The organism is Aeromicrobium sp. UBA7512 (assembly GCF_002476985.1).
GTDB lineage: Bacteria > Actinomycetota > Actinomycetes > Propionibacteriales > Nocardioidaceae > Aeromicrobium > Aeromicrobium phoceense.
The window spans coordinates 559406-582041 of the sequence record NZ_DLNK01000007.1 but is presented as its reverse complement, the minus strand read 5'-3'; the positions used below and the strand labels follow the sequence as shown (position 1 = coordinate 582041).

At 71.5% G+C, this 22636-nt stretch carries 19 protein-coding genes, 1 tRNA gene, 1 other RNA gene, 1 pseudogene and 1 riboswitch; of the genes and pseudogenes, 16 read left to right on the top strand and 6 right to left on the bottom strand.

Annotation, left to right across the window (positions count from 1 at the left end; translation table 11 throughout):
* The first annotated feature begins 69 nt into the window (after positions 1-69).
* Positions 70-1818, top strand: coding sequence for a helicase HerA-like domain-containing protein (locus B2363_RS13685; RefSeq protein WP_286930850.1), 1749 nt, complete (start codon positions 70-72; stop codon positions 1816-1818).
* Positions 1819-1822: 4 nt separating this feature from the next.
* A complete protein-coding gene (locus B2363_RS13680; RefSeq protein ID WP_286930848.1) occupies positions 1823-2587 on the top strand; it encodes a M14 family zinc carboxypeptidase in 765 nt (254 codons plus the stop codon).
* 3 nt (positions 2588-2590) lie between these two features.
* On the opposite strand, the gene ffs is transcribed toward B2363_RS13680, so the two are convergent.
* Positions 2591-2687: signal recognition particle sRNA small type (gene ffs / locus B2363_RS13675), an RNA gene on the bottom strand.
* 123 nt (positions 2688-2810) lie between these two features.
* Between ffs and B2363_RS13670 the strand changes: the two genes are divergently transcribed.
* The 3 genes from B2363_RS13670 to B2363_RS13660 all read left to right on the top strand — a co-directional run bounded on the left by B2363_RS13670 (position 2811) and on the right by B2363_RS13660 (position 6211).
* Positions 2811-3506 carry a response regulator transcription factor gene (locus tag B2363_RS13670; protein WP_181753357.1) on the top strand — a complete coding sequence of 232 codons (696 nt, stop codon included), beginning with the start codon at positions 2811-2813 and terminating at the stop codon, positions 3504-3506.
* Positions 3503-6073 carry a DUF4153 domain-containing protein gene (locus B2363_RS13665; RefSeq protein ID WP_286930847.1) on the top strand — a complete coding sequence of 857 codons (2571 nt, stop codon included), beginning with the start codon at positions 3503-3505 and terminating at the stop codon, positions 6071-6073. The genes B2363_RS13670 and B2363_RS13665 overlap by 4 nt, the downstream gene beginning before the upstream one ends.
* 50 nt (positions 6074-6123) lie before the next feature.
* Positions 6124-6211, top strand: a tRNA-Ser gene (locus B2363_RS13660).
* A gap of 161 nt (positions 6212-6372) precedes the next feature.
* Here the strand turns inward: B2363_RS13660 and B2363_RS13655 are convergent.
* Both B2363_RS13655 and B2363_RS13650 read right to left on the bottom strand, forming a co-directional pair.
* Entirely contained in the window at positions 6373-6999 is a 627-nt protein-coding gene (locus B2363_RS13655) for a helix-turn-helix domain-containing protein (RefSeq protein WP_286930845.1), read from the bottom strand.
* Positions 6996-7424 carry a VOC family protein gene (locus B2363_RS13650; RefSeq protein WP_181753369.1) on the bottom strand — a complete coding sequence of 143 codons (429 nt, stop codon included), beginning with the start codon at positions 7422-7424 and terminating at the stop codon, positions 6996-6998. Before B2363_RS13650 ends, B2363_RS13655 begins: the two co-directional genes overlap by 4 nt.
* Positions 7425-7625: 201 nt before the next feature.
* On the opposite strand from B2363_RS13650, the gene B2363_RS13645 reads away from it, so the two are divergent.
* Positions 7626-7838, top strand: a complete 213-nt coding sequence (locus tag B2363_RS13645) for a DUF6458 family protein (protein ID WP_078699515.1) — start codon at positions 7626-7628, stop codon at positions 7836-7838.
* Positions 7839-7905: 67 nt separating this feature from the next.
* Positions 7906-8955 carry a lipoate--protein ligase family protein gene (locus tag B2363_RS13640; RefSeq protein WP_286930843.1) on the top strand — a complete coding sequence of 350 codons (1050 nt, stop codon included), beginning with the start codon at positions 7906-7908 and terminating at the stop codon, positions 8953-8955.
* 125 nt (positions 8956-9080) lie between these two features.
* Here B2363_RS13640 and B2363_RS13635 read toward each other — a convergent pair whose 3' ends face one another.
* The 3 genes from B2363_RS13635 to B2363_RS13625 all read right to left on the bottom strand — a co-directional run bounded on the left by B2363_RS13635 (position 9081) and on the right by B2363_RS13625 (position 12673).
* Positions 9081-10178 carry an acyl-CoA dehydrogenase family protein gene (locus tag B2363_RS13635; RefSeq protein WP_286930842.1) on the bottom strand — a complete coding sequence of 366 codons (1098 nt, stop codon included), beginning with the start codon at positions 10176-10178 and terminating at the stop codon, positions 9081-9083.
* A gap of 1 nt (position 10179) precedes the next feature.
* The gene (locus B2363_RS13630) at positions 10180-11295 is read right to left on the bottom strand and encodes an acyl-CoA dehydrogenase family protein (RefSeq protein WP_181753377.1); all 1116 of its coding nucleotides are present in this window, start codon (positions 11293-11295) and stop codon (positions 10180-10182) included.
* 70 nt (positions 11296-11365) lie between these two features.
* The gene (locus B2363_RS13625) at positions 11366-12673 is read right to left on the bottom strand and encodes a threonine/serine ThrE exporter family protein (RefSeq protein ID WP_181753379.1); all 1308 of its coding nucleotides are present in this window, start codon (positions 12671-12673) and stop codon (positions 11366-11368) included.
* A gap of 193 nt (positions 12674-12866) precedes the next feature.
* On the opposite strand from B2363_RS13625, the gene B2363_RS13620 reads away from it, so the two are divergent.
* The 9 genes and pseudogenes from B2363_RS13620 to B2363_RS13585 all read left to right on the top strand — a co-directional run bounded on the left by B2363_RS13620 (position 12867) and on the right by B2363_RS13585 (position 22589).
* A complete protein-coding gene (locus B2363_RS13620; protein ID WP_286930841.1) occupies positions 12867-13844 on the top strand; it encodes an alpha/beta hydrolase in 978 nt (325 codons plus the stop codon).
* Entirely contained in the window at positions 13841-14443 is a 603-nt protein-coding gene (locus tag B2363_RS13615) for an HAD family hydrolase (RefSeq protein ID WP_286930840.1), read from the top strand. The genes B2363_RS13620 and B2363_RS13615 overlap by 4 nt, the downstream gene beginning before the upstream one ends.
* A 30-nt stretch (positions 14444-14473) precedes the next feature.
* On the top strand, positions 14474-16435 hold the full coding sequence (locus B2363_RS13610) for a DNA polymerase III subunit gamma and tau (RefSeq protein ID WP_376785981.1): 1962 nt from the start codon (positions 14474-14476) through the stop codon (positions 16433-16435).
* Between the two features lie 448 nt (positions 16436-16883).
* Positions 16884-18350: pseudogene (locus B2363_RS16245) on the top strand (bifunctional anthranilate synthase component I family protein/aminotransferase class IV); the annotation flags it as partial.
* A gap of 156 nt (positions 18351-18506) precedes the next feature.
* Positions 18507-19082: an anthranilate synthase component II gene (locus B2363_RS16240; RefSeq protein ID WP_349680450.1), complete on the top strand. Its 576-nt coding sequence runs from the start codon at positions 18507-18509 to the stop codon at positions 19080-19082.
* An 8-nt stretch (positions 19083-19090) separates the two neighbouring features.
* Positions 19091-19156, top strand: a riboswitch (guanidine-III (ykkC-III) riboswitch).
* Between the two features lie 8 nt (positions 19157-19164).
* Positions 19165-19479, top strand: a complete 315-nt coding sequence (locus B2363_RS13600; protein ID WP_181753387.1) for a DMT family transporter — start codon at positions 19165-19167, stop codon at positions 19477-19479.
* Positions 19480-19541: 62 nt separating this feature from the next.
* A complete protein-coding gene (recR, locus tag B2363_RS13595) occupies positions 19542-20138 on the top strand; it encodes a recombination mediator RecR (RefSeq protein ID WP_181753389.1) in 597 nt (198 codons plus the stop codon).
* A gap of 130 nt (positions 20139-20268) precedes the next feature.
* A complete protein-coding gene (locus B2363_RS13590) occupies positions 20269-21558 on the top strand; it encodes an aspartate kinase (RefSeq protein WP_286930836.1) in 1290 nt (429 codons plus the stop codon).
* Positions 21555-22589 (top strand): aspartate-semialdehyde dehydrogenase, encoded by a 1035-nt coding sequence (locus B2363_RS13585; protein ID WP_286930835.1) that lies wholly within the window; start codon positions 21555-21557, stop codon positions 22587-22589. Before B2363_RS13590 ends, B2363_RS13585 begins: the two co-directional genes overlap by 4 nt.
* Positions 22590-22636: the final 47 nt, after the last annotated feature.

Here is a 22636-nt window from a genome sequence, read left to right as displayed (position 1 = left end):
TCCCCGCGGTTCGCCTCCCCGTGCGTCCGGGAACCCCGCGATCGCGCCGCGGACAACTAGCCTGAGGACATGACCGAGACCGATCCCTCCGCCGACGACGTCGCCGCCGCCACCCGGGCCGCCGCAGAGGCCCGCGCCGCCGCGGAGGCCGCCCAGCGGCACGCCGACGAGCTGGCCGCCGCCGCCGAGGCCGCGCAGCAGGCCGCCGAGCAGGGACCGGCCGAGACCTCGACGAGCGCCCCCGCTGAGGGCACCGAGAGCGAGCAGGTCGCCCAGGTCCGGACGGGGTACGCCTTCGACGGCCCGGCGCTGGAGATCGGTGCCCTCGTCGATGGAGGGGAGCCGCGGGCCGACGTGCCCGTGCGGATCCCCTTCGGCATGCTGAACCGCCATGGCCTCGTCGCGGGCGCCACCGGCACGGGCAAGACCAAGACCCTCCAGGTGCTGGCCGAGCAGGTCTCGGCCGGTGGCGTGCCGGTCTTCGCCGCCGACATCAAGGGCGACCTCTCGGGCATCGCCACCCCCGGCGCGTCGAACGAGAAGCTGCTCGCCCGCACCGCCAGCATCGGCCAGGACTGGCAGGCGACGGCGTTCCCCACCGAGTTCTACGCCCTCGGCTCGAAGGGGATCGGCGTTCCGATCCGGGCCACCGTGGAGTCCTTCGGCCCGATCCTGCTGTCGAAGGTGCTCGACCTCAACACGACGCAGGAGTCCTCGCTCTCGCTGGTCTTCCACTACGCCCGCAAGGCCGGGCTGCGCCTCGTCACGCTGGAGGACCTGCGGGCGGTCGTGGCGTACCTCGACAGCGCCGAGGGCAAGCCCGAGCTCAAGGCCATCGGCGGTCTGTCCAGCGCCACGGTGGGCGTGATCCTGCGTGAGCTCGTGACCTTCGCCGACTCCGGCGCCGACGTGTTCTTCGGCGAGCCGGCCTTCGAGGTGACCGACGTCCTGCGCACCGACGAGGCCGGACGCGGGATCGTCTCGCTGCTCGAGGTCCCGGGCGTGCAGGACCAGCCCCAGCTCTTCTCGACGTTCCTCATGTACCTGCTGCGCGAGCTGTTCGCGACGCTGCCCGAAGTGGGCGACACCGACAAGCCGAAGCTGGTGTTCTTCTTCGACGAGGCCCACCTGCTGTTCAAGGGCGCGTCGAAGGACTTCCTCGAGATCGTCGTGCAGACCGTGCGGCTCATCCGCTCGAAGGGCGTGGGCATCTTCTTCGTCACCCAAACGCCCAAGGACGTGCCCGACGACGTGCTGGCCCAGCTCGGCTCGCGCGTGCAGCACCAGCTGCGCGCCCACACCCCGCAGGACGCGAAGGCGCTCAGGGCCACCGTCTCGACCTACCCGCACTCGGGGTACGACCTCGAGGAGGTGCTGACGCAGCTGGCCACCGGCGAGGCGATCGTGACCGTGATGAACGAGAAGGGTGCGCCGTCGCCCGTCGCCTGGACCCGCGTCCGCGCACCCGAGGGCTCGATGGAGCCCACTCCCGCAGCCACGATGACGGCCGCCGTCGCCGCGTCGCCGCTGACCGCGAAGTACGCCGCCGTCGAGTCCGGTGACGGAGCCGCCGCCGCGATGGCCGAGCGCACGCGCGCGAGCGCCGAGGCCGCCGCAGCGGAGGTTGACCGCAAGCGTGCCGCGGAGGAGGCTGAGAAGCTCGAGAAGGACCTCACCCGGGACCGCTCGCCCGGCACCCGCGCGAAGAGCCGCACCCGCGGCTCGAGCCGGATGTCGCCGATGGACCGGGCGATCGGGGAGGCGAGTCGCACCGCCGCCCGTGAGCTCATCAAGGCGATCTTCAAGAAGAAGCGGTGATCACATGTCGGGGGTCGTGAAGGCAGCAGCAGGAGTCGTCCTGTCGATGGGGCTGGTCGCGCCGGCCCTCGTGAGCGTGCCCGCCCAGGCCGCGGACTCGACCTACATCACGCGCAAGGTCGTGATCGGCACGAGCCACCAGGGGCGCAGCATCGTCGCGTTCTACCGCGGCGCCAAGGCACCGGAGCGCGTGCTGCTGATCCTCGGTCAGATGCACGGCGACGAACCGGCGGGACGCAGGACGGCCCAGCACGCCGTGAAGCGCGTGAAGCCCAAGGCGGGCACCGGGCTGTGGATCATCCCGACGATGAACCCCGACGGCGCCGCCCGGGGCACCCGCACGAACGCGCGCGGGGTCGACCTCAACCGCAACTGGCCGACCAGCGGCTGGATCCGCGGCACCAAGGGATCTCGCACGTACGGCGGCCCGAAGCGGGCCAGCGAGCGCGAGACCCGCACCCTGATGAAGTTCCTGAAGAGCCGCACGCCCGACTACATCGTCTCGCTGCACCAGCCGCTCAACGGCGTGGGCAAGTCGGGCAAGGACGTCGCCTTCGAGAAGCGGCTGGCGAAGGAGCTCGGGCTCAAGCGCAAGCACTTCGGCGTCTCGCAGGGCAAGGGCACCTCGCCGACCATGACGGGTTGGTACAACCGCTACTACGCCAAGCACGGCACGGCGATCACCGTGGAGTACGGCGCCAGGCCGTCGTCGGGCTACGTCAAGGGCGCCAGCCGCGGCATCATGCGCGCGGCACGCGTGCACCCCTAGGAACGCAAGGACCCCTCGCGTACCCGGCAGGGACCACTGACCCTTGCTGCATTCCTGCCCTGGGGGAGTTGGGTGATGTGCCGCCACGCGAGGGGCTGCACACCAATATACGGGCCCCGGCGTGAGGACCTGAAGCGGGCGCCCGAACTGCCGCGGGTCATCTGCACAGGATCTTCACGATTCGTCCCCGCAATCCGGCGACCCGGCCTCCTAGGTTGGGGTCATGCCTGAACGCCGCATCCTTCTCGTCGAGGACGAGCCCACCATCGGGGCCGCCGTCGCCGACCGCCTGAGTGCCCACGGCCACGAGGTCGTGAGGGCCTGGGACGGGCCGGGCGCGGTCGCCGCGTTCGAGGAGCACGACCCCGACCTCGTGGTGCTGGACGTCATGCTGCCGGGGTTCGACGGTCACGAGGTGTGCCGCCGCATCCAGGCGATCCGCCCCGTGCCGGTGCTGATGCTGACCGCGCGCGACGACGAGGCCGACGTCCTCGTGGGGCTCGCCGTGGGGGCCGACGACTACCTGACCAAGCCGTTCCGCATGCGCGAGCTGGTGGCGCGCGTCGCCGCGCTGCTGCGTCGTGTGGACCGTGCGGCCGAGCTGGCCGCCTCCGCGCAGGGCTCGGTGCGCGAGTGGGACGACCTGCGCCTCGACGTCGGGGCGCGTCGCGTGTGGGTCGGTGGCGACGAGATCCACCTGACGCCGACGGAGTTCGACCTGCTCGTGTGCCTCGCGGCAGCGCCGGGTGACGTGCTCTCGCGCGAGCGGCTCCTCGCCGAGGTGTGGGGCTGGGCCGAGGCCTCCGGCACCCGCACGGTCGACAGCCACGTGAAGGGACTGCGGGCCAAGATCGGCGCCGACCGGATCCGCACCGTGCACGGGGTCGGCTACGCGCTCGAGGTCGGAGCCGAGCGATGAGCCAGCGCCCGATGAGTCGGCCCCTCGACCCGATCGGGTCGGTGAAGTTCAAGCTGGGCCTGCTCGTCGCGGTGAGCGTCGTGGTGGCCTCCGTCGTGGCCACCGTGGGCTCCGCGGGCGGCGTGCCCATCTGGCTGAGCATCCCCGTCACGATCGCACTGGCCCTCGCCGTGACGCAGCTGTTGGCCTCCGGCATGACCTCGCCGCTGCGGCAGATGACCGTCGCGGCGGCGCGGATGGCGCGCGGCGACCACAGCACCCGGATCACCGACACCTCGCGTGACGAGATCGGCGAGCTGGCCCGCGCCTTCAACCGGATGGCCGCCGAGCTCGAGCAGGTCGACCGGCAGCGCCGGGACCTCATCGCGAACGTCAGCCACGAGCTGCGCACGCCGCTCACGGCCATGTGCGCGCTGCTGGAGAACCTCGCCGACGGCGTGAGCGAGCCCGACCCGGCCACGCTGCGCAGCGCACTGGCCCAGGCCGAGCGGCTGTCGGCCCTCGTCGCCGACCTGCTCGACCTGTCCCGCGTGGACGCGGGCGCGGCGCAGCTGCGCCTCGAGCCCGTGACCGTGCGCCAGCTGCTCGAGTCGGCCGCCGACGAGTTCCAGTACGGCGAGCGCGACGTCGAGATCACCGTGACCGTCGACCCGCCCGACCTCGCGGTCGAGGCCGATCCCGCCCGGCTGAAGCAGCTCGTGGCCAACCTCGTGGACAACGCGACGCGCCACTCCCCCGCGGGCGGCACCGTGTCGATCCGCGCGACCGCGACCGACGCGGGCTGGCTGCTCGAGGTGGCCGACGAGGGTCCCGGCGTGGAGCCGGGATCGCGCGACCGGGCGTTCGAGCGCTTCGGCACCCTCGCGGAGACCGAGGGCGGAGGCGGCACCGGGCTCGGCCTGGCCATCGCCCGCTGGGTGACCGACCTCCACGGCGGCACCATCGGCTTCGTCGACCCCGAGCCCGGCCGAACGGGCGCCCGCGTCCGCGCCGCCCTGCCGTCCACCCCCGACCGCGCCTCCGTGGCCGCACCGAAGGAGACCCCCGTGCCCCAACCGTCCGCACCCGCGCCCCTGCCGAAGTCCCCGCAGGCCGGCCCCCCGCCCCTGCCCTCGATGACGGACTCGCTGTTCGGCGGCTTCTGGCCCGACCGCGGCGTACCCGGGCGCCCTCGCCTGCTCGGCTGGGCCGTGGGGGTGGGCGTGCTGGCGGGCATCGCGCTGCCGTTCCACGACCTCGGCCTGGGCACCTTCCTCGTGCTGATGGCCGCCGGCCTGCTGCTGTTCGCGGCCAGCCCGCGGCGACGCCATCCGTTCACGATCGCCTGCGCGGTGCTGTGCACGGCGCTCGCGGCGACGGCGCTGTTCCGCGACGCGGAGTGGATCGTGATCCTGTGCCTCATGGCCGGCGGCGCGATCGCCACGATGGCGCTCACGGACGCTCGCACGGTGCCCTCGTTCGTGGTCTCGGCGATCTCGTGGCCCGTCGCCGGTCTCCGCGGCATCCCGTGGCTCGGCCGGACGATGCGGATGCTGACGGGCACGGGGCACGGGATCGCCGTGGTGCGCACCGTGCTGTGGTCGGTGCTCGGCCTGACGATCTTCGCGTTCCTGTTCATGTCCGCCGACGCACTGTTCGCCGAGTGGTTCAGCGGCTTGGTCCCCGACTTCGGCTCACCGGACTTCGCGGTGCGCGTCTTCGTGGCGATCGCCATCGGTGGCATCGCCCTGGCCGGCACCTACCTGGCGCTCAACCCGCCGGAGGTGGACACGGTGCGCTGGGACAGCCGCCCGGTCGCGAAGCGCTTCGAGTGGCTGGTGCCCGTGCTGGTCGTCGACGCGGTGTTCGCGGCGTTCCTCGTCGCTCAGGCCGCGGCGATCTTCGGCGGCCGCGACTACTTCGAGCGCACCACCGGACTCACCTATGCGGAGTACGTCCACCAGGGCTTCGGCCAGCTCACCGTCGCCACCGTGCTGACGCTGTTCGTGGTGTGGGCCGCCTCGCGCAAGGCGCCGCGCGAGACCGTCGAGGACCGGACGTGGCTGCGGGTCGCGCTCGGCCTGCTGTGCGTCATGACGCTGCTGGTGGTGGCCTCGGCGCTGAACCGGATGGCGCTCTACCAGGAGGCCTACGGCTTCACCCAGCTGCGACTGCTGGTGGACGTCTTCGAGGGCTGGCTCGGCCTGCTCGTCCTGGCCACGCTGGCCGCCGGCTGGCGGCTGCGTGGTCAGTGGCTGCCCCGCTTCGGACTCATCAGCGGCGCGGTACTGCTGCTCGGGATCGCGGCGATCAATCCCGACGCGTGGATCGCCGACCACAACCTCGACCGGTACGAGGAGACCGGCAAGGTCGACTGGTACTTCCTGTCGCAGCTGTCGGACGACGCAGTCCCGACGCTGGATTCGCGTCTCGACGGCCAGCGGACCTGCGCCCTGACCGACAATCGCCGCGAGCCCGCCACGTGGCTCGAGTGGAACCTCGGGCGCAGCCGGGCCGAGTCGCTGGGGCTCGAGCCGAGCGTCCCGCTCGACGACGAGCAGGTCTGCCTGGGCCAGACCGACGACTGAGCGGCGGGCCGGATTCGTCGCTGACGGTCGGGGCACGTAGACTCCTGCGCGGAGGATTCGCATAGTGGCCTAGTGCGCTCGCTTGGAAAGCGGGTTGAGTGAAAGCTCTCAGGGGTTCGAATCCCCTATCCTCCGCCACCAACGTCACAAGCCAGCGGGCGGCGCGCACCAGCGAGCCGCCCGCTGGTGTGTTCCCAAGGCTCCAGGGCGGAGGCTTGTCTCCGCCACGAGCGTCGAGAAGCGGTGGCCCGCACCTCACCGGTGCGGGCCATCGTCGTTCATGGACTCCGCTGGAAGCGTCAGGCGCGGGCTGCGAGCACGACCGTCCGGATGAACCGGGTGGGCTCGCTGGAGTCGTTGGCATAGGCGTAGGGGCGGTCGCTGAGGAGCCGGCCCGATGTCCCCGCGGCGAGGGCGTGGTGGTCACCATCGACGGCGATCGTCAACTCGCCCTCGAGCACGTGGAAGAGCTCCTGGGATCCCTCGGGATCGGCCCGGCCGATGTACGAGTCCCCTGGCTGCAGGGTCCACGACCAGAGGTCTGCCGTTCGACTGCCGCTGGACGCCACCAGGAGGTGGGCCGAGCTCCCTCCGGACGTCGACCACACCAGGACGTGGTCCGCAGCGCTGACGGACTCGAGTGCGGCGGCCGAGTCGTCGGGTGCCAGCAGCGTCGTGAAGTCCGTGCCCAGCTGGCGGGCGATCCGGGTGATGGCCACCAGGCTCGGATTGGCTTGACCGTGCTCGATCTGGGTCAGAAGGCGGCGACTGATCCCGGACTGGTCAGCAAGCTGCTGCATCGTCAGACGGAGCTCGTTGCGAGCCTCACGGATGCGGCGCCCGACCAGGACGAGGAACTCGTGGTTGAGCTCGCCGTCACCGTCCGCAGGTTCGGTCGGACGCGAGGAGTCCACGGCTCCGGTCACACCGCGAACAGCTGGTCGAGGTCGCGGAAGGCCTTGAACTCCAAGGCGTTTCCGGAGGGGTCGAGGAAGAACATGGTCCACTGCTCGCCCGGCTCGCCCTCGAAGCGGACGTAGGGCTCGATGACGAACTCCGTGTCCGCAGCGCGGAGACGCTCCGCCAGCTCGGTGAACCGCTCCACGTCGAGCACCAGGCCGAAGTGGGGGACCGGCACCTGGTGGCCGTCCACGGGGTTCGTCCCGGCCACCGCGTTCCGGTGATCGTCGACCTGGTGGGTGACGACCTGATGGCCGTCGACGTTCCAGTCGGTCCACCGGTCGGCCGAGCGGCCGCGACCGAATCCGAGGACCTCACCGTAGAAGTGGCGCGCGGCCTCGATGTCGTGGACGGGGAGGGCGAGATGGAACGGAGGCAGGGTGGTCGTCATGTGGGCTCCTTGGTGATTCGCGTATGTGCAGAATAGTGCGCATGTGAGTGCATTCCAAGGCGGACCACAGCACCACGACCGCCTGTCCCGATGTCGTCACGGCGGCTCAGAATGCGGACAACGCGGAACCGTGGCACTGTCATTCCCGACCGAAACGGTCGTCGCATCCGCGCCGACCGTCATCGAGGGAAGGGACCTGACATGTACTTCGGTGGATCCATCGCTCTCATCGCCATCGGCGCGATCCTCGCGTTCGCGGTGACCGACGCCATCAACGGCGTCGATCTGACCATGGTCGGCTACATCTGCATGGCGGCCGGTGCCCTGGGCATCGTGCTCAGCCTGATCGTCAACAGCCGACGCGACCACGCGGTGCGCGACACGCGCCGCGACGACCTGCCGCCGGCTCGCTGAACCCCTCACCGCGCAGGTCCGGTTCGACCGGCGGAAGCATCCGCCGTCAGGGGGTGTTGAACCGGACATGCGTGGTGAATACAAGGTCCCCGGCGGCAAGCTCGTCGCGGTCGACCTCGAAGTCCAGAACGACCGGCTCGTCGACGTCAGCGTCTCGGGGGACTTCTTCCTCGAGCCCGAGGAGGCCCTCCTCGACGTCAACGCCGCCCTGACCGGTCTCTCGGTCGACGCGTCCGTCGACCAGCTCACGTCCTCCATCTCCGGGGCCGTCGGCCCCGACACGGCCTTCATCGGCTTCACGCCCGAGGCCGTCGGCATCGCCGTCCGCCGGGCGCTCGGCAAGGCCACCGGCTGGCACGACCACACCTTCGACGTCATCGGCCCGGTGACGATGGACCCGGCCATGCACGTCGCCCTCGACGAGGTGATCGGCCGCGAGGTCGCCGAGGGCACCCGGCCGCCCACGTTCCGCATCTGGGACTGGGACAGCCCGCTCGTGGTGATCGGCTCGTTCCAGAGCTACGTCAACGAGATCGACGCCGAGGGCGCCGCGAAGCACGGCATCGACGTCGTCCGCCGGGTCTCCGGCGGCGGCGCCATGTTCATGGAGCCGGGCAACTGCATCACGTACTCGCTGGTCGTCCCCGGCTCGCTCGTGGAGGGGCTGAGCTTCGAGCGCTCGTACTCGTTTCTCGACGACTGGGTGATCGAGGCGCTGGCCGAGGTCGGCGTGCGGGCCCACTTCGTGCCGCTCAACGACATCGCGAGCGACCAGGGCAAGATCGGCGGCGCCGCGCAGAAGCGGTTCGCCGGCGGCTCCGTGCTGCACCACGTCACGATGGCGTACGACATCGATGCCGACAAGATGACCGAGGTGCTGCGGATCGGCCGCGAGAAGATGAGCGACAAGGGCACCCGCTCGGCCAACAAGCGCGTCGACCCGATGCGCTCGCAGACCGGCCTGACCCGCGAGGCGATCCTCGACAGCTTCCTCGAGACGTTCCGCCGCCGCTACGCGACGAACGAGTCGGAGTACACCGAGGCCGAGCTGGCCGAGGCCCAGCGCCGCGTCGACGAGAAGTTCTCCACCAGCGAGTGGACCCACCGGGTCCCCTGACCGCCCCGTGGCCGGCTGATCTCGATACGCGAGCTCGTTCCTCGCCCTGCTACTCGATCACCGGCTCTCAGACGAAAGACCCGCCGGCCCCTGGGGGCCGGCGGGTCTTCTCGTGTGAGCGGCGATCAGCCGATCGGGTCGAAGACCGCGTGGTCGCCGACCTGGGCGGCCAGGCGCGCGCGGTGGAACTCGCCGTCGCCGATCAGGTGCTCGATCGCGATGAGGCGGCTGGCGTAGTGACCGACCGAGTACTCGGCGGTCATGCCGATGCCGCCGTGCAGCTGGATCGCGTCGAGGCCGATGTGGCGACCGGCCACGCTGACCTGCAGCGCCGAGTGCGAGGCCGCGGTGGCCAGCTGCTCGGGCGTGGTGGCCTCGTCGGCCGCGACGATCGTGGCCCACGTGATGGTGCTGCGGGCCAGCTCGAGCGCCACGTACATGTCGGCGGCACGGTGGTTGAGCGCCTGGAACGTGTTGAGCGTGACGCCGAACTGCTTGCGCGTCTTGAGGTAGCCGACCGTGGTGGTCAGCGCCGTCTCCATCGCGCCGAGTGCCTCGTGGGCGTACGCGATGCGCGCCCGGTCGAGCGCGGCCTCGATCGCGGCGGTCTGGTCGCCGCCCTCGCCCAGCTGGACGGCCGGGGTGTCGCCGAACGTGACGGTCGCGGCGCGGCCGCCGTCGTTGGTGATGGCGGTCTCCACCGCGGTGGCGCCCTCGACGAGGAACACGCCGGTGCCGCCCTCGGGCAGCGCGGCCGTGACCAGCAGGAGGTCGGCCCGCTCGGCCTGGACCACGGGCGACTTGACGCCGTTGAGCTTGCCGTCGGCGAACGTCACCGAGGCCTGGGTCGACCAGCGCTTGCCGGGCTCCATCCACGCCAGGATCGGCAGGACCTCGCCACCGGCGACGGCGTCGACGTACTGCTTCTTCTGCTCGTCGGTGCCCAGCGCGTCGATGAGGCCGCCGGCCAGGACGATCGCCTCGACGAACGGGTCGGGGGCGATGACCTTGCCCAGCTCCTCGGCGGCGAGCGAGACCTCGACGGGGCTGGCCTCGAACGGCAGGCTCAGCACGCCCATCTCGGCGAGCTTCTCCCACGCGGCGAAGCCGGGATCGGTCTTGGTGACCTCGCGACGGGCCTCGGAGGACTCGTAGACGTTGGTGATCAGACCGCGGACGGCCTTGACGAGAGCCTTCTGCTCCGAATCGATGGTGAAGTCCATGTCACAGTCCCAGGATCGTGCCGGCGATGATCTGGCGCTGGATCTCGTTGGATCCGCCGTAGATCGACACCTTGCGGTTGTTGAGGAAGACGCGGGTGTCGCGGCTGGTGAGAGCCGCGGGACCCTCGAGGTCGACGAGCAGGTCCGAGACGGCCTGCGTCAGCTGCGAGCCCTTGATCTTGAGCACGCTCGAGGCCGGGTGCGGCTTGTCGCCGGAGGAGCCGGCGGCCACGCGCAGTGCGGTGAGCTCGAGCGCCGTGAGCTGGCTCTCGATGTCGGCGATCCGCGACGCGTACTGGTCGAAGACGCCGTACTCCTTGGCCTTCGCCTTCGCCGTGGACAGGTGCAGCTGGCTGGCGCCGACCTGGGCGATGCCGACGCGCTCGTTGCCGAGCAGGAACTTGGCGTACGTCCAGCCCTTGTTCTCCTCGCCGACGAGGTTCTCCACGGGGACGCGCACGTTGTCGAAGAAGACCTCGTTGACCTCGTGGCCGCCGTCGATCAGCTCGATCGGGCGAACGGTGAGGCCCTCGGTCTTCATGTCGATCAGCAGGAAGCTGATGCCCATCTGCTTCTTGGGCGCATCGGGATCGGTGCGGACCAGGGTGAAGATCCAGTCGCCGTACTGGCCGAGCGTGGTCCACGTCTTCTGGCCGTTGACGACGTACTCGTCGCCGTCACGGACGGCCGTGGTGCGCAGGCCCGCGAGGTCGGATCCCGCGTCGGGCTCGGAGAAGCCCTGGCTCCACCAGATGTCGAGGTTGGCGGTGGCCGGCAGGAAGCGCTCCTTCAGCTCCTGCGAGCCGAAGGTGGCGATGACCGGACCGACCATGGAGGCGTTGAACGCCAGCGGCGGCATGACGCCGGCCAGCTGCATCTCCTCGTGCCAGATGTGGCGCTGGAGCTGGGTCCAGTCCTTGCCACCCCACTCGACGGGCCAGCCGGGCACCGCGAGGCCGCCGGCGTTGAGGGCCTGCTGCGAGCGCACGATCTGGTCGCGCGTGATCTCACCGCGGTTGATCACGGCGTCGCGGATGTCCTGCGGCACCTGGGTGGTGAAGAACTCACGCATCTCCTCGCGGAATGCCTGGTCCTCGGCTGACAACTGAAGTCTCATGAGTGCCCCTTCGCACTAAGCGCTTGCTTAGTCTTGAGAATACTGTGCAACTGCCGTTGACACCAGCGAGTCACTTCCGCCTCGACTTGGCACGGAAGGGCCCCACGAGGCGGGGTCCGGACAGGCGGCGTTCGAGGCGTCGGGTCTCGCGTCCCAACGGTTGCGCAGCATACTCACCGAGGATGACGCCGGCGGCGAGCGCCACCGCCACGGCCATCGCCGTGATGCCCGCGAAGATGCCCGAGAGGCTCTCCTCCGCCAGCTGGGCCAGCGAGCGGTAGATCGTCAGGCCGGGCAGCAGCGGCACGATGGCGGGCACCACGAGGACGAGGGCCGGGATCCGCAGGGCGCGCGACGCCGGGTAGCTGACGACGCCGATGAGGAACGCCGCGATCCCGGCGGCCCACGGCCGGTCGATGTTGTTCTCGAACATCGCGGCCGAGAGGGCTCCTGCACCGGCGCCGATCAGGGCGATCACCGGGACGGACGTCCACGGGGCGTACGTCTGCACGGCGAAGCCGGCGGCCGCGAGGCCCGCCCCGATCGTGACGAACGGCAGGTGCGACAGGTCGGGCCAGCTCGTGCCCGAGCCCAGGTCGACGCCCAGCATCCGGCCGACCATGAGGCCGCCGGAGACGCCCGCGACGATGCCGCCCGTGGCGAGCACGACCTCGAGCAGGCGCGCCACGGCCGTCAGGTGGTAGCCGGTCAGCGCGTCCTGGATCGCGCCCATGAGACCGAGCCCGGCCAGCAGCGCGACGATGTTCGCCGCGATGACCAGCGACGGCGGGGAAGGTACGGAGGCGGCCGCTGCCGTGACGGCGATGAGGGACGCGCACAGGCCCCCGACGACCTGGATGTAGAAGTCGGGCAGGCGCCGGACCTCGAGCGGCCGGCGAACGTACTCGATCACCACAGCAGCGAGGAACGCGATCACCGTGACGATCGCCGCTCCGCCGAGCATCATCGCCACCCCGGCGCCGACGAGGCCGGCCCCGCCGATCACGACCCACCGAGGCCGCGCGTGACCGCTCGTGGAGATCGCGGCCAGCTGCGAGCGCGCCTCGTCGAGGTCGATCTCGTCGTTCAGCAGGTCGCTCACCAGCCGGTCGATCGCCGTGACGTCCTCGAAGTCCGTCTCGCGCCGCACCACGTTGCGTCGCAGGATCAGCGGCGGCTCGTCGAGCTGCTGGTCGTGCACCATCGTCAGCATGATGTGGGTGACGTCGACGTAGGTGCCGCGCAGGCCGAAGTGGCGGGCGATCGACGACATCGTCGCGGACACGTCGGCCGTGCCCGCCCCGTTGGACAGCAGCATCTCGCCCGCCCTCAGGGCGAGGTCCATGATCCGCAGGGTCTGCGGAGCCGAGGTGGTCATGCCTCCACCGTGACGGACCGGGCATGAACCGGGTCGTCGTGTGCGCGTTCCACAGCCTGCCTGCCTCCCGATGTCGCCCCACCGACGGGTCACGAGGAGTCTAGGAGAGCAGTCGGACGTCGTACGTTCGCCGGACCCGGCGGCCGCACCCCCCTATCGTGGGTCCGGCACGCCAGGATCGAGGAGGACCCCCATGACCGGTTGGACCGAGGACATCCTGGGCGACCCGTACGAGCGCCGGACGATCGACCTGGGCGAGGATCCCGACGGCGAGGGCCCGATCACCGCGACGCTGGTCCGGCGCCGGTTCGAGGGCACCCCGCGGGCCGCACTGGTCTACGTCCACGGCTTCAGCGACTACTTCTTCCAGACCGAGCTGGCCGAGTTCTACGCCGACCGCGGCTACGCCTTCTACTCCCTCGACCTGCGCAAGTGCGGGCGCTCCCTCGGCGACGGGCACACGCCGCACTTCGTCTCCGACCTCGCGCTGTACGACCAGGAGCTGAACGAGACCCTGCGCACCGTACGCAGCGAGGTGCCGGACGTCCCGGTGGTGCTGTCGGCGCACTCCACCGGCGGCCTCGTGCTGCCGCTGTGGCTCGACCGCCTCAACCTCGAGCCCGGCGGCACCCGCGGCCGCGGCATCGCCGGCCTCGTCCTGAACAGCCCGTGGTTCGACCTGCAGGGCGCGGCGTGGATGCGCTCGATCGGCACGCAGGCGATCCGCGCCTTCTCCAAGGTGCGCCCCAAGGACCGGATGAAGCTGCCGCTGGCCGAGGCCTACGGCGTGAGTCTCTACCGCGAGCACGGCGGCCTGTGGGACTACGACCTCGCGTGGAAGCCGCTGGCGGGGTTCCCCGTGACGTACGGCTGGCTGACGGCGGTGCGGCGCGGCCACGCGGCCCTGCACCGCGGTCTCGACATCGGGGTGCCGTCGCTGGTACTGCGCTCGCACCGCTCGTGGTTCAGCTTCCAGCACCACGAGAAGACCGACACGTCGGACGCGGTGCTCGACGTGCGGCAGATCGGCCGCTGGGCCGGGTGCCTGGGGGGCGACGTCACCTCGCTCGTGGTCCGCAACGCCCGCCACGACGTCTACCTCTCCAACGACGAGCCGCGCGCCGCGGCCTACCGGCTCACGGATGAGTGGCTCGAGCGCTGGATCCCGTGACCACGACCCGCACGATCGGGTTCGACCTCGACATGACGCTGATCGACTCGCGCCCGGGGATCCGCGCCGTGTACGAGGAGCTCTCGCGCCAGACCGGGGTGTTCGTCGACGCCGAGCTGGCCGTCTCGCGCCTCGGGCCACCGCTGGAGTGGGAGCTCGCGCACTGGTTCCCGGCCGAGGCCGTGCCCGAGATGTTCACCCGGTACCGCGCCATGTATCCGGAGATCGCCGTCCCGCGCGTCCTCGCGATGCCCGGCGCCGCGGAGGCGCTCGCCGCCGCCCGCGAGCTGGGTCGCGCGATCGTCATCACCGCGAAGGCGGGCCCGAACGCCGCCCTGCACCTCGACCACCTGGACCTGCCGCACGACGCCGTGATCGGCGACGCGTGGCGCGAGCAGAAGGCCGAGGCCCTGGTGCGCGAGGACGCGGACACCTACGTCGGAGATCACGTGCACGACATGGACGCCGCCCGGATCGCGGAGGTCGCGGGCATCGGCGTTCCCTCCGGACCGTGCTCGGCCGACGAGCTCCGCGAGGCCGGCGCCACGCACGTCGCCACGGACCTCCACGCGGTGGTCACGCTGCTCGCCGGATCCTGACGCCCGTGGGGCGGACCGACTCGGTCACCGCTGTCGGCACGGGCGTCTAGGGTGGTCTCCGTGGACGCACCCCTGGCTCTTTACCGGCGCTACCGGCCCGAGACGTTCGCCGAGGTCATCGGCCAGGACCACGTCACCGATCCGCTGCGTCACGCGCTGGCCAACAACCGGGTCAACCACGCCTATCTGTTCAGCGGCCCGCGCGGCTGCGGCAAGACCACGAGTGCCCGGATCCTGGCGCGCGCGCTGAACTGCGAGAAGGCGCCGATCTCGGACCCGTGCGGCGAGTGCCAGAGCTGCCGCGACCTCGCTCGTGGCGGGCCCGGCAGCATCGACGTCATCGAGATCGACGCGGCCAGCCACGGTGGCGTCGACGACGCCCGCGACCTGCGCGAGCGGGCGTTCTTCGCCCCCGTCAGCAGCCGGTACAAGGTCTACATCATCGACGAGGCCCACATGGTCTCCCCGCAGGGCTTCAACGCGCTGCTCAAGCTGGTCGAGGAGCCCCCGCCGCACCTGAAGTTCATCTTCGCCACGACCGAGCCCGACAAGGTCATCGGCACGATCCGCTCGCGCACCCACCACTACCCCTTCCGGCTCGTGCCGCCGAAGCTGCTCAGCGACTACATGCTCCAGCTGTGCCGCAGCGAGGACGTCGGCCTCGAGCCCACGGCGCTGCCCCTCGTGGTGCGTGCCGGCGGTGGCTCGGTGCGTGACTCGCTCAGCGTGCTCGACCAGCTCCTCGCCGGCTCCGGCCCCGACGGCATCACCTACGACCTCGCGGTCCAGCTGCTCGGCTACACGCCCGACTCCCTGCTCGACGAGTCCGTCGAGGCGTTCGCCGCCGACGACGCCGCCACGGTGTTCGGGGTCGTGGACAAGGTCATCGAGTCCGGCCAGGACCCCCGCCGCTTCGCCGAGGACCTGCTCCAGCGCTTCCGCGACCTGGTGATCCTCAAGGCCGTCCCCGGCGCCGCCGAGACGGGCCTGATCGACACCCCGGCCGACCGCACCGCGGTGCTGCAGCGCCAGGTCGCCGGCTTCGAGCCCACCGAGCTCACCCGGGCCGCCGACATCGTCAGCGCGGCCCTCACGGAGTTCCGCGGGGCCACCGCGCCGCGGCTCATGCTCGAGCTGATGTGCGCGCGGATCCTCGTGCCCGGTGCCGACAACTCGGTCGAGGGATTCCACGCCCGCCTCGACCGGCTCGAGCGCCGCCTCTCCGGGGCCGCCCCGGCGCCCGCGGTCGCGTCGGCACCGTCTGCTCCGGCGGCTCCCGCGCCCGCCGCCAACCCGGCCCCGGCTCGACCGGAGCCTCCCGCCGCGGAGGCGCCCACGCCGGAGCCCGCCACCCCGAAGGCTCCCGAGCCGCAGGCGGCTCCTCCGGCTGCCGCTCCCGAGCCGGTCGCCCCCGAGCCCGTCGCCGCCGCACCCGAGCCCGCCCCGGAGCCGGCCGCCGAGCCGGCGCCCGCGGCGCCCGGCCAGCTCACCACCGCCGACGTCCGGCGCATGTGGCCCCAGGTGCTCGACCGCGTGCAGCAGCTGCGCCGCTTCACGTGGGTCATGCTCAGCCAGAACGCCCAGGTCGCCTCGCTCGACGGCTCCACCCTCACACTCGCGCTGGTGAACACCGGCGCCCGCGACTCGTTCGTCAAGAGCGGCTCCGACCAGATCGTGCAGCAGGCGCTGTCCGACGTCATGGCCGTGCAGTGGCGCCTCGAGGCGATCGTCGACCCGTCGGCCTCGCCCACTGGGTCCACCCCCGGTGCGCCGGCCGCCGTGCCGCAGGCGGCCCCCGTCCCGCAGGAGTCCCGTGTGCCCGAGTCGGTGCGCGAGGCGTTGCGGCAGGGCCCGGTGCCGGTCGAGCGGCTGAACCCCGACGCCGGGGTCGATCCCGACGACCCGGTGGTCGACGACGGCTCGCAGGACGCCGAGGCGCTCCTGGCCGAGCACCTCGGAGCCGAGATCATTGACGAGACCACCCACGGCTGAGCCGCCCGCGCCGGTACGCCGGCGCCTCGACCTCGACGCGTCGCCCACGGAGGTCGTGCGACGACTGCGCGGTCGCGACCGTCTCGTCGCGCTCATCGGAGCCTGGCACCAGGGCGAGGCGCTCGTCGCCTGCGAGCCGGTGCGCCTCCTCGAGGACTGGGACGACGTCGACCTCCCCCGCCACGACTTCGACGGCTTCGGCGGCGGCTGGATCGGGGCGTGGGGCTACCGGCTGGGCCGGCACGTGGAGCACCTCTCCGAGGGACCCCCGCGCCCGATCCCCCAGCCGGATCACCGCGTCGGCTTCTACGACCTCGTCCTGCGTCGGGTGCGCGGCGTGTGGTGGCTGGAGTCGCTCGGCGAGCCCGCGCCCGCGCGGGTGGACGCCCTCCTGCGCGCGATCTCCACCCCGGGGAAGCCCGGCGCCTTCACGGCGGGCACGTTCGCCATGACTCCCAGCCCTGAGGAGCACCGAGCCGCCGTCGGTCGCGCGCTCGAGCACATCCGCGCCGGCGACATCTTCCAGGTCAACCTGTGCGCCCGGCTCGAGGCGCCGTTCGACGGTGACCCGCTCGACGCGTTCTGCGCCGGCGTCGAGACGCTCCGCCCCGCCTACGCCGCGTACGTCTCGTCCCCGGAGGGCGTGCTCGCCAGCCTCTCGCCCGAGCTGTTCCTGCGCCGCACCGGCGACGAGGTGCTCACCTCGCCCATCAAGGGCACGGCCCCCCTCAGCGCCGACCCCCGCGATCTCGAGGCCTCGGCGAAGAACCGCGCCGAGAACGTCATGATCGTCGACCTCATGCGCAACGACCTGGGCCGCGTCGCCGTGCCCGGCTCGGTCCGCGTGCCCGCGCTGAACCGGCTCGAGCGCCACGCCGTCTGGCACCTGGTCTCCGACGTCGTCGGGCACCTGCCGGCGGGGGTGGGCGACGGCGACCTGCTGCGTGCCACCTTCCCGCCCGGCTCGGTCACGGGCGCTCCCAAGGTGCGCGCGATGGAGATCGCCGCCGAGCTCGAGGCCACCGGGCGCGACGCCTACACGGGCGCGATCGGGCACGTCAGCGCCACGGCGGGAATGGAGCTCAGCGTCGTCATCCGCACGTTCGAGTTCGCCCGCGACGCGCGGGGCGAGTGGCGCGTGTGGCTGGGCGTCGGCGGCGGCATCGTGGCCGACTCCGACCCCGACGACGAGTACGCCGAGTGCCTCGTCAAGGCGCGCCCGCTCATCACGGCGATCGGTGGCCGCCTCGACCTCGTCGCCACCGACCACGACGCCACCTCGCCTCCCGAACCCGCCGTCCGCGAGCCCGCCGAGCCGGCCGACCTGAGCCGCGGCGTCTTCGAGACCTTGCTCGTCCACGACGACCGGGCCCTCGACCTCGACGCCCACCTGGCCCGGCTCGACGCCAGCGTCCGAGCCGTCTACGGCACCACGGTGCGCGCCGGGCTCGAGGACGCGGTGCGACGCCGCGTCGCGGGCCTGACCGGGCGCCACCGGCTCCGCATCGACGCCGTCCCGGCCGACGACGACGTCCGGGTCTCGATGTCCACCGCTCCCCTCGACGCGACGCCCGCGTCGTGGGACCTCGCGCCGCGCGTCGTCCCGGGCGGACTCGGCCAGCACAAGTGGGTCGACCGCAGCCTCGTGCCCGCCACCGAGCGAGGTGAGCCGCTGCTGATCGACGCCGACGGATCGGTCCTGGAGACGGGGCGAGCGAGCGTCTTCGCGGTGCTCGACGACGGGCTGCACACGCCCGCGCTCGACGGCCGCGTGCTGCCCGGCACCACGCGGGCCCGGGTGATCGAGCTGGCGCTCGGACTGGGTGTCCCGGTCTTCCAGCACCGCCTCACCACCGCCGACCTCGCCGCGGCCACGGAGGTCTTCGCCACCAACGCCCTGCGCGGGATCGTGCCGGTCACCTCGTGCGAGGGCGTCGGCGCGTGGCCCGCCGGACCCCTCACCGCCCGTCTCGCCGAGGCGCACGCCGCCGCGCAGGACGGATCCTGGTACCCGGGTGCCGCTCCGGCGACCCGAAGGTCCACAGATCCGTCGCTGCCCGGACGGCCGCGCGTGCTGTTCGTCGACAACTACGACTCGTTCGTGTTCAACCTCGTGCAGTACGTCGGCGAGCTGGGCGCCGAGACCGAGGTGGTGCGCAACGACGCCGCCTCCGTCGACGACCTGCTCACCGGCGGCTTCACGCACGTCGTCGTCTCACCCGGTCCCGGCACCCCTGCCGACGCGGGCATCAGCGCCGAGGTGGTGCGCCGGTTCGGGAGCCATGTCCCCGTCCTCGGCGTCTGCCTCGGCCACCAGGTGATCGGCGAGGTCTTCGGTGCTCGCGTCGTGCGCGCCGAGCAGGTCGTGCACGGGAAGTCCTCCCTCGTCCACCACGAAGGCGCCGGAGTCTTCGCCGGGCTGCCGTCGCCGCTGGTCTGCGCGCGCTACCACTCCCTCGTCGTCGAGGACCTGCCACCGACCCTCGAGGTGACCGCGCGCACCGGCTCGGGCATCGTCATGGGGCTGCGCCACCGCACCCTGCCGATCGAGGGCGTCCAGGTGCACCCCGAGTCGATCCTCACCTCGCGCGGCCACGACCTGCTGGCCACGTTCCTGCGCCGGGGCACCGCGTCCGCGCCGGTTTGAGAGGATGGGGTCACGGCCCCTCAGGCCGCCGGACGAGTGGAGTCGTACCCGGAGCGCGACAAGACGGCCACGAAGGAGTGTCATGTCCTGGTTCGTCCTGGTCGTCTCGGGAGTGTTCGAAGCCGTGTGGGCCACCGCCCTGGGCCGCAGCGAGGGCTTCACGAAGCTCGGCCCGTCGCTGGTCTTCCTCGGTGCCCTCGTCATCAGCATGGGTGGACTCGCGTGGGCCATGCGCGACCTGCCGGTCGGCACGTCCTACGCCGTCTGGGTGGGGATCGGCGCCGTGGGGACGGTGGGCTACGCGATGCTCACCGGCACCGAGCCGGTGTCCCTCACGAAGATCCTGCTCATCGGCGGGCTGATCGGCTGCATCATCGGCCTGAAGATGGCGCACTGACCGCGGCCGGAGTCGGCCACGTGTCGCCCGGTGCGGCTGGCCCGGGCGACTAGGCTGGCGGCGTGTACGAAAGCGTGATCCAGGACCTCATCGACGAGCTCGGACGACTGCCGGGCATCGGCCCGAAGAGCGCCCAGCGGATCGCCTTCCACCTGCTCGACGCCGACCCCGAGGACGTCAAGCGCTTCGCGCAGACCCTCGTCGACGCCAAGACCAAGGTGCTCTTCTGCTCGGTGTGCGGCAACGTCACGGTCGACACGACGTGCCGCATCTGCGCCGACCCGCGCCGCGACGACACCGTCCTGTGCGTCGTCGAGGAGAGCAAGGACGTCATCGCGATCGAGCGCACGCGCGAGTTCCGCGGCCGGTACCACGTGCTTGGCGGCGCGATCAGCCCGATCGCCGGCATCGGCCCCGACCAGCTGCGCATCAAGGAGCTGCTCGGCCGGCTCCAGGACGGCATGGTCACCGAGGTCATCATCGCGACCGACCCGAACCTCGAGGGCGAGGCCACGGCCACCTACCTCATGCGCATGCTCGTGCCGATCGGCCTGAAGGTCACCAAGCTCGCCAGCGGCCTGCCCGTCGGCGGCGACCTCGAGTACGCCGACGAGGTCACCCTCGGGCGCGCCTTCGAGGGCCGCACCGCGGTCGGCTGACGGCCGCTGCTCCCCGGTCCAGCGCCCGGACAGTGCCCCGGGCCCTCGAAGCGCAGGGGCTAGACTGGTCCAGGCGCAGCGTGGCGTCATCCCACTGCGCCTGCAGTCCCTCCAGAGCAAGGAAATGTCCATGGGCATCGTCGTGCAGAAGTACGGCGGCTCGTCGGTGGCCGACGCCACCAGCATCAAACGAGTCGCCCAACGCATCGTGGCGACCAAGAAGGCCGGTCACGACGTGGTCGTCGTCGTGTCCGCGATGGGCGACACGACCGACGAGCTGATCGACCTGGCCAACCAGGTCTCCCCCCTCCCCCCGGGCCGCGAGCTCGACATGCTGCTGACCGCCGGCGAGCGCATCTCGATGGCGCTGCTGGCGATGGCGATCGAGACCCTCGGTCAGGAGGCCCGCAGCTTCACCGGCTCGCAGGCCGGCGTCCTCACCGACGACGTCCACGGCAAGGCCAAGATCATCGACGTCACGCCCGGTCGCCTCCAGTCGGCCATCGCCGACGGCGCGATCGTGATCGTCGCGGGCTTCCAGGGCGTCTCGCAGACCACGAAGGACATCACCACGCTCGGCCGCGGCGGCTCGGACACCACCGCCGTCGCGCTGGCCGCGGCGCTGAACGCCGACGTCTGCGAGATCTACACCGACGTCGACGGCATCTTCACCGCCGACCCCCGCATCGTCCCCACCGCCACGCGCATCCCCGCGATCTCCTACGAGGAGACGCTCGAGATGGCCGCGAACGGCGCGAAGATCCTGCACCTGCGGTGCGTCGAGTACGCCCGCCGCAACTCCATGCCCATCCACGTGCGGTCGTCCTTCAGCGACAAGACCGGCACCTGGGTCGTGGGCACCGAAGACGTCAGCACGTACACGGAAGAAGGCAAGGCGATGGAGCACGCCATCATCTCCGGGGTCGCCCACGACCGCAGCGAGGCCAAGATCACCGTCGTCGGGGTCCCCGACAAGGTCGGCTACGCCGCCGCCGTCCTGCGCGCCCTCGCCGAGGCCCGGATCAACATCGACATGATCGTCCAGAACGTGTCGGCCGCCGCCACGGCGCTCACCGACATCTCGTTCACCCTGCCGCGCGACGACGGGCAGACCGCGATGACCGCGCTGGCGCGCCTGAAGGACGAGATCGGCTTCGAGCGGCTCCAGTACGACGACAGCGTCGGCAAGGTGTCGATCGTCGGCGCGGGCATGCGCTCGCAGCCGGGCATCACGGCCACGTTCTTCGAGGCGCTCGCGTCGGCCGGCGTCAACATCGGCATGATCTCGACCTCCGAGATCCGCATCTCGGTGGTCGTCGGCGAGAACGAGGTCGACGCCGCGGTCAACGCGGCCCACGAGGCGTTCGGCCTGGGCGCCGAGGACACCGAGGCCGTCGTGTACGGAGGGACCGGAAGATGACCAAGATCGGAGTCGTCGGTGCGACCGGCCAGGTCGGCACCGTCATGCGCCAGCTGCTCGAGGAGCGGAACTTCCCCGCCAGCTCGGTGCGCTTCTTCGCCTCGGCCCGGTCGGCCGGCAAGTCGCTGCCGTTCCGCGGCGAGGAGATCGTCGTCGAGGACACCGCCACCGCGGACGTCTCCGACCTCGACATCGCGCTGTTCAGTGCGGGCGCCACGATGAGCAAGGTCCAGGCCCCGCGCTTCGCGGAGGCCGGCGTCACCGTCATCGACAACTCGTCGGCGTGGCGCAAGGACCCGGCGATCCCGCTGGTCGTCAGCGAGGTCAACCCGCACGACATCCCCGCGGGCGACTCGGCGCGCGGTCGCGGCATCATCGCGAACCCGAACTGCACCACGATGGCCGCGATGCCGGTGCTCAAGCCCCTGCACGACGCGGCGGGCCTGGTGCGCCTCACCGTCAGCAGCTACCAGGCGGTCTCCGGATCCGGCCTGGCCGGCGTCGAGGAGCTGCACTCGCAGTCCCTCGCCACGGTCGAGAAGGCCGATGCGCTGACCCACGACGGTCACGCGATCTCCTTCCCCGACCCGGTCAAGTACGTCGCGCCGATCGCGTTCAACGTCATCGCCCTGGCCGGCTCGATCGTCGACGACGGCTCGTTCGAGACCGACGAGGAGCAGAAGCTCCGCAACGAGTCGCGCAAGATCCTCGGCCTGCCCGACCTGCGGGTGGCCGGCACGTGCGTGCGCGTCCCGGTGTTCACGGGCCACTCGCTGTCGATCCACGCCGAGTTCGCCGACGACATCACCCCCGAGCGAGCCACCGAGATCCTCGCGGGCGCGCCCGGCGTGAAGCTGGCCGACGTGCCCACCCCGCTCGACGCGGCAGGCCGCGACGAGAGCCTTGTGGGCCGGATCAGGCAGGACCGGTCGCTCGACGGCGACAAGGGCCTCGTGCTGTTCGTTTCCGGCGACAACCTGCGCAAGGGTGCCGCGCTCAACACGATCCAGATCGCCGAGCTGCTCGTCTGATCTCGATACGCGCCTCGCTGCGCTCGTCGGCTACTCGATCGCCGGGC

Coding starts and splice junctions, on each gene's coding strand:
- B2363_RS13685 (WP_286930850.1), top strand. CDS start 70: ATGACCGAGACCGATCCCTCCGCCGACGACGTCGCCGCCGCCACCCGG.
- B2363_RS13680 (WP_286930848.1), top strand. CDS start 1,823: ATGTCGGGGGTCGTGAAGGCAGCAGCAGGAGTCGTCCTGTCGATGGGG.
- B2363_RS13670 (WP_181753357.1), top strand. CDS start 2,811: ATGCCTGAACGCCGCATCCTTCTCGTCGAGGACGAGCCCACCATCGGG.
- B2363_RS13665 (WP_286930847.1), top strand. CDS start 3,503: ATGAGCCAGCGCCCGATGAGTCGGCCCCTCGACCCGATCGGGTCGGTG.
- B2363_RS13650 (WP_181753369.1), bottom strand. CDS start 7,424: ATGACGACCACCCTGCCTCCGTTCCATCTCGCCCTCCCCGTCCACGAC.
- B2363_RS13645 (WP_078699515.1), top strand. CDS start 7,626: ATGTACTTCGGTGGATCCATCGCTCTCATCGCCATCGGCGCGATCCTC.
- B2363_RS13640 (WP_286930843.1), top strand. CDS start 7,906: ATGCGTGGTGAATACAAGGTCCCCGGCGGCAAGCTCGTCGCGGTCGAC.
- B2363_RS13635 (WP_286930842.1), bottom strand. CDS start 10,178: ATGGACTTCACCATCGATTCGGAGCAGAAGGCTCTCGTCAAGGCCGTC.
- B2363_RS13630 (WP_181753377.1), bottom strand. CDS start 11,295: ATGAGACTTCAGTTGTCAGCCGAGGACCAGGCATTCCGCGAGGAGATG.
- B2363_RS13625 (WP_181753379.1), bottom strand. CDS start 12,673: ATGACCACCTCGGCTCCGCAGACCCTGCGGATCATGGACCTCGCCCTG.
- B2363_RS13620 (WP_286930841.1), top strand. CDS start 12,867: ATGACCGGTTGGACCGAGGACATCCTGGGCGACCCGTACGAGCGCCGG.
- B2363_RS13600 (WP_181753387.1), top strand. CDS start 19,165: ATGTCCTGGTTCGTCCTGGTCGTCTCGGGAGTGTTCGAAGCCGTGTGG.
- B2363_RS13590 (WP_286930836.1), top strand. CDS start 20,269: ATGGGCATCGTCGTGCAGAAGTACGGCGGCTCGTCGGTGGCCGACGCC.
- B2363_RS13585 (WP_286930835.1), top strand. CDS start 21,555: ATGACCAAGATCGGAGTCGTCGGTGCGACCGGCCAGGTCGGCACCGTC.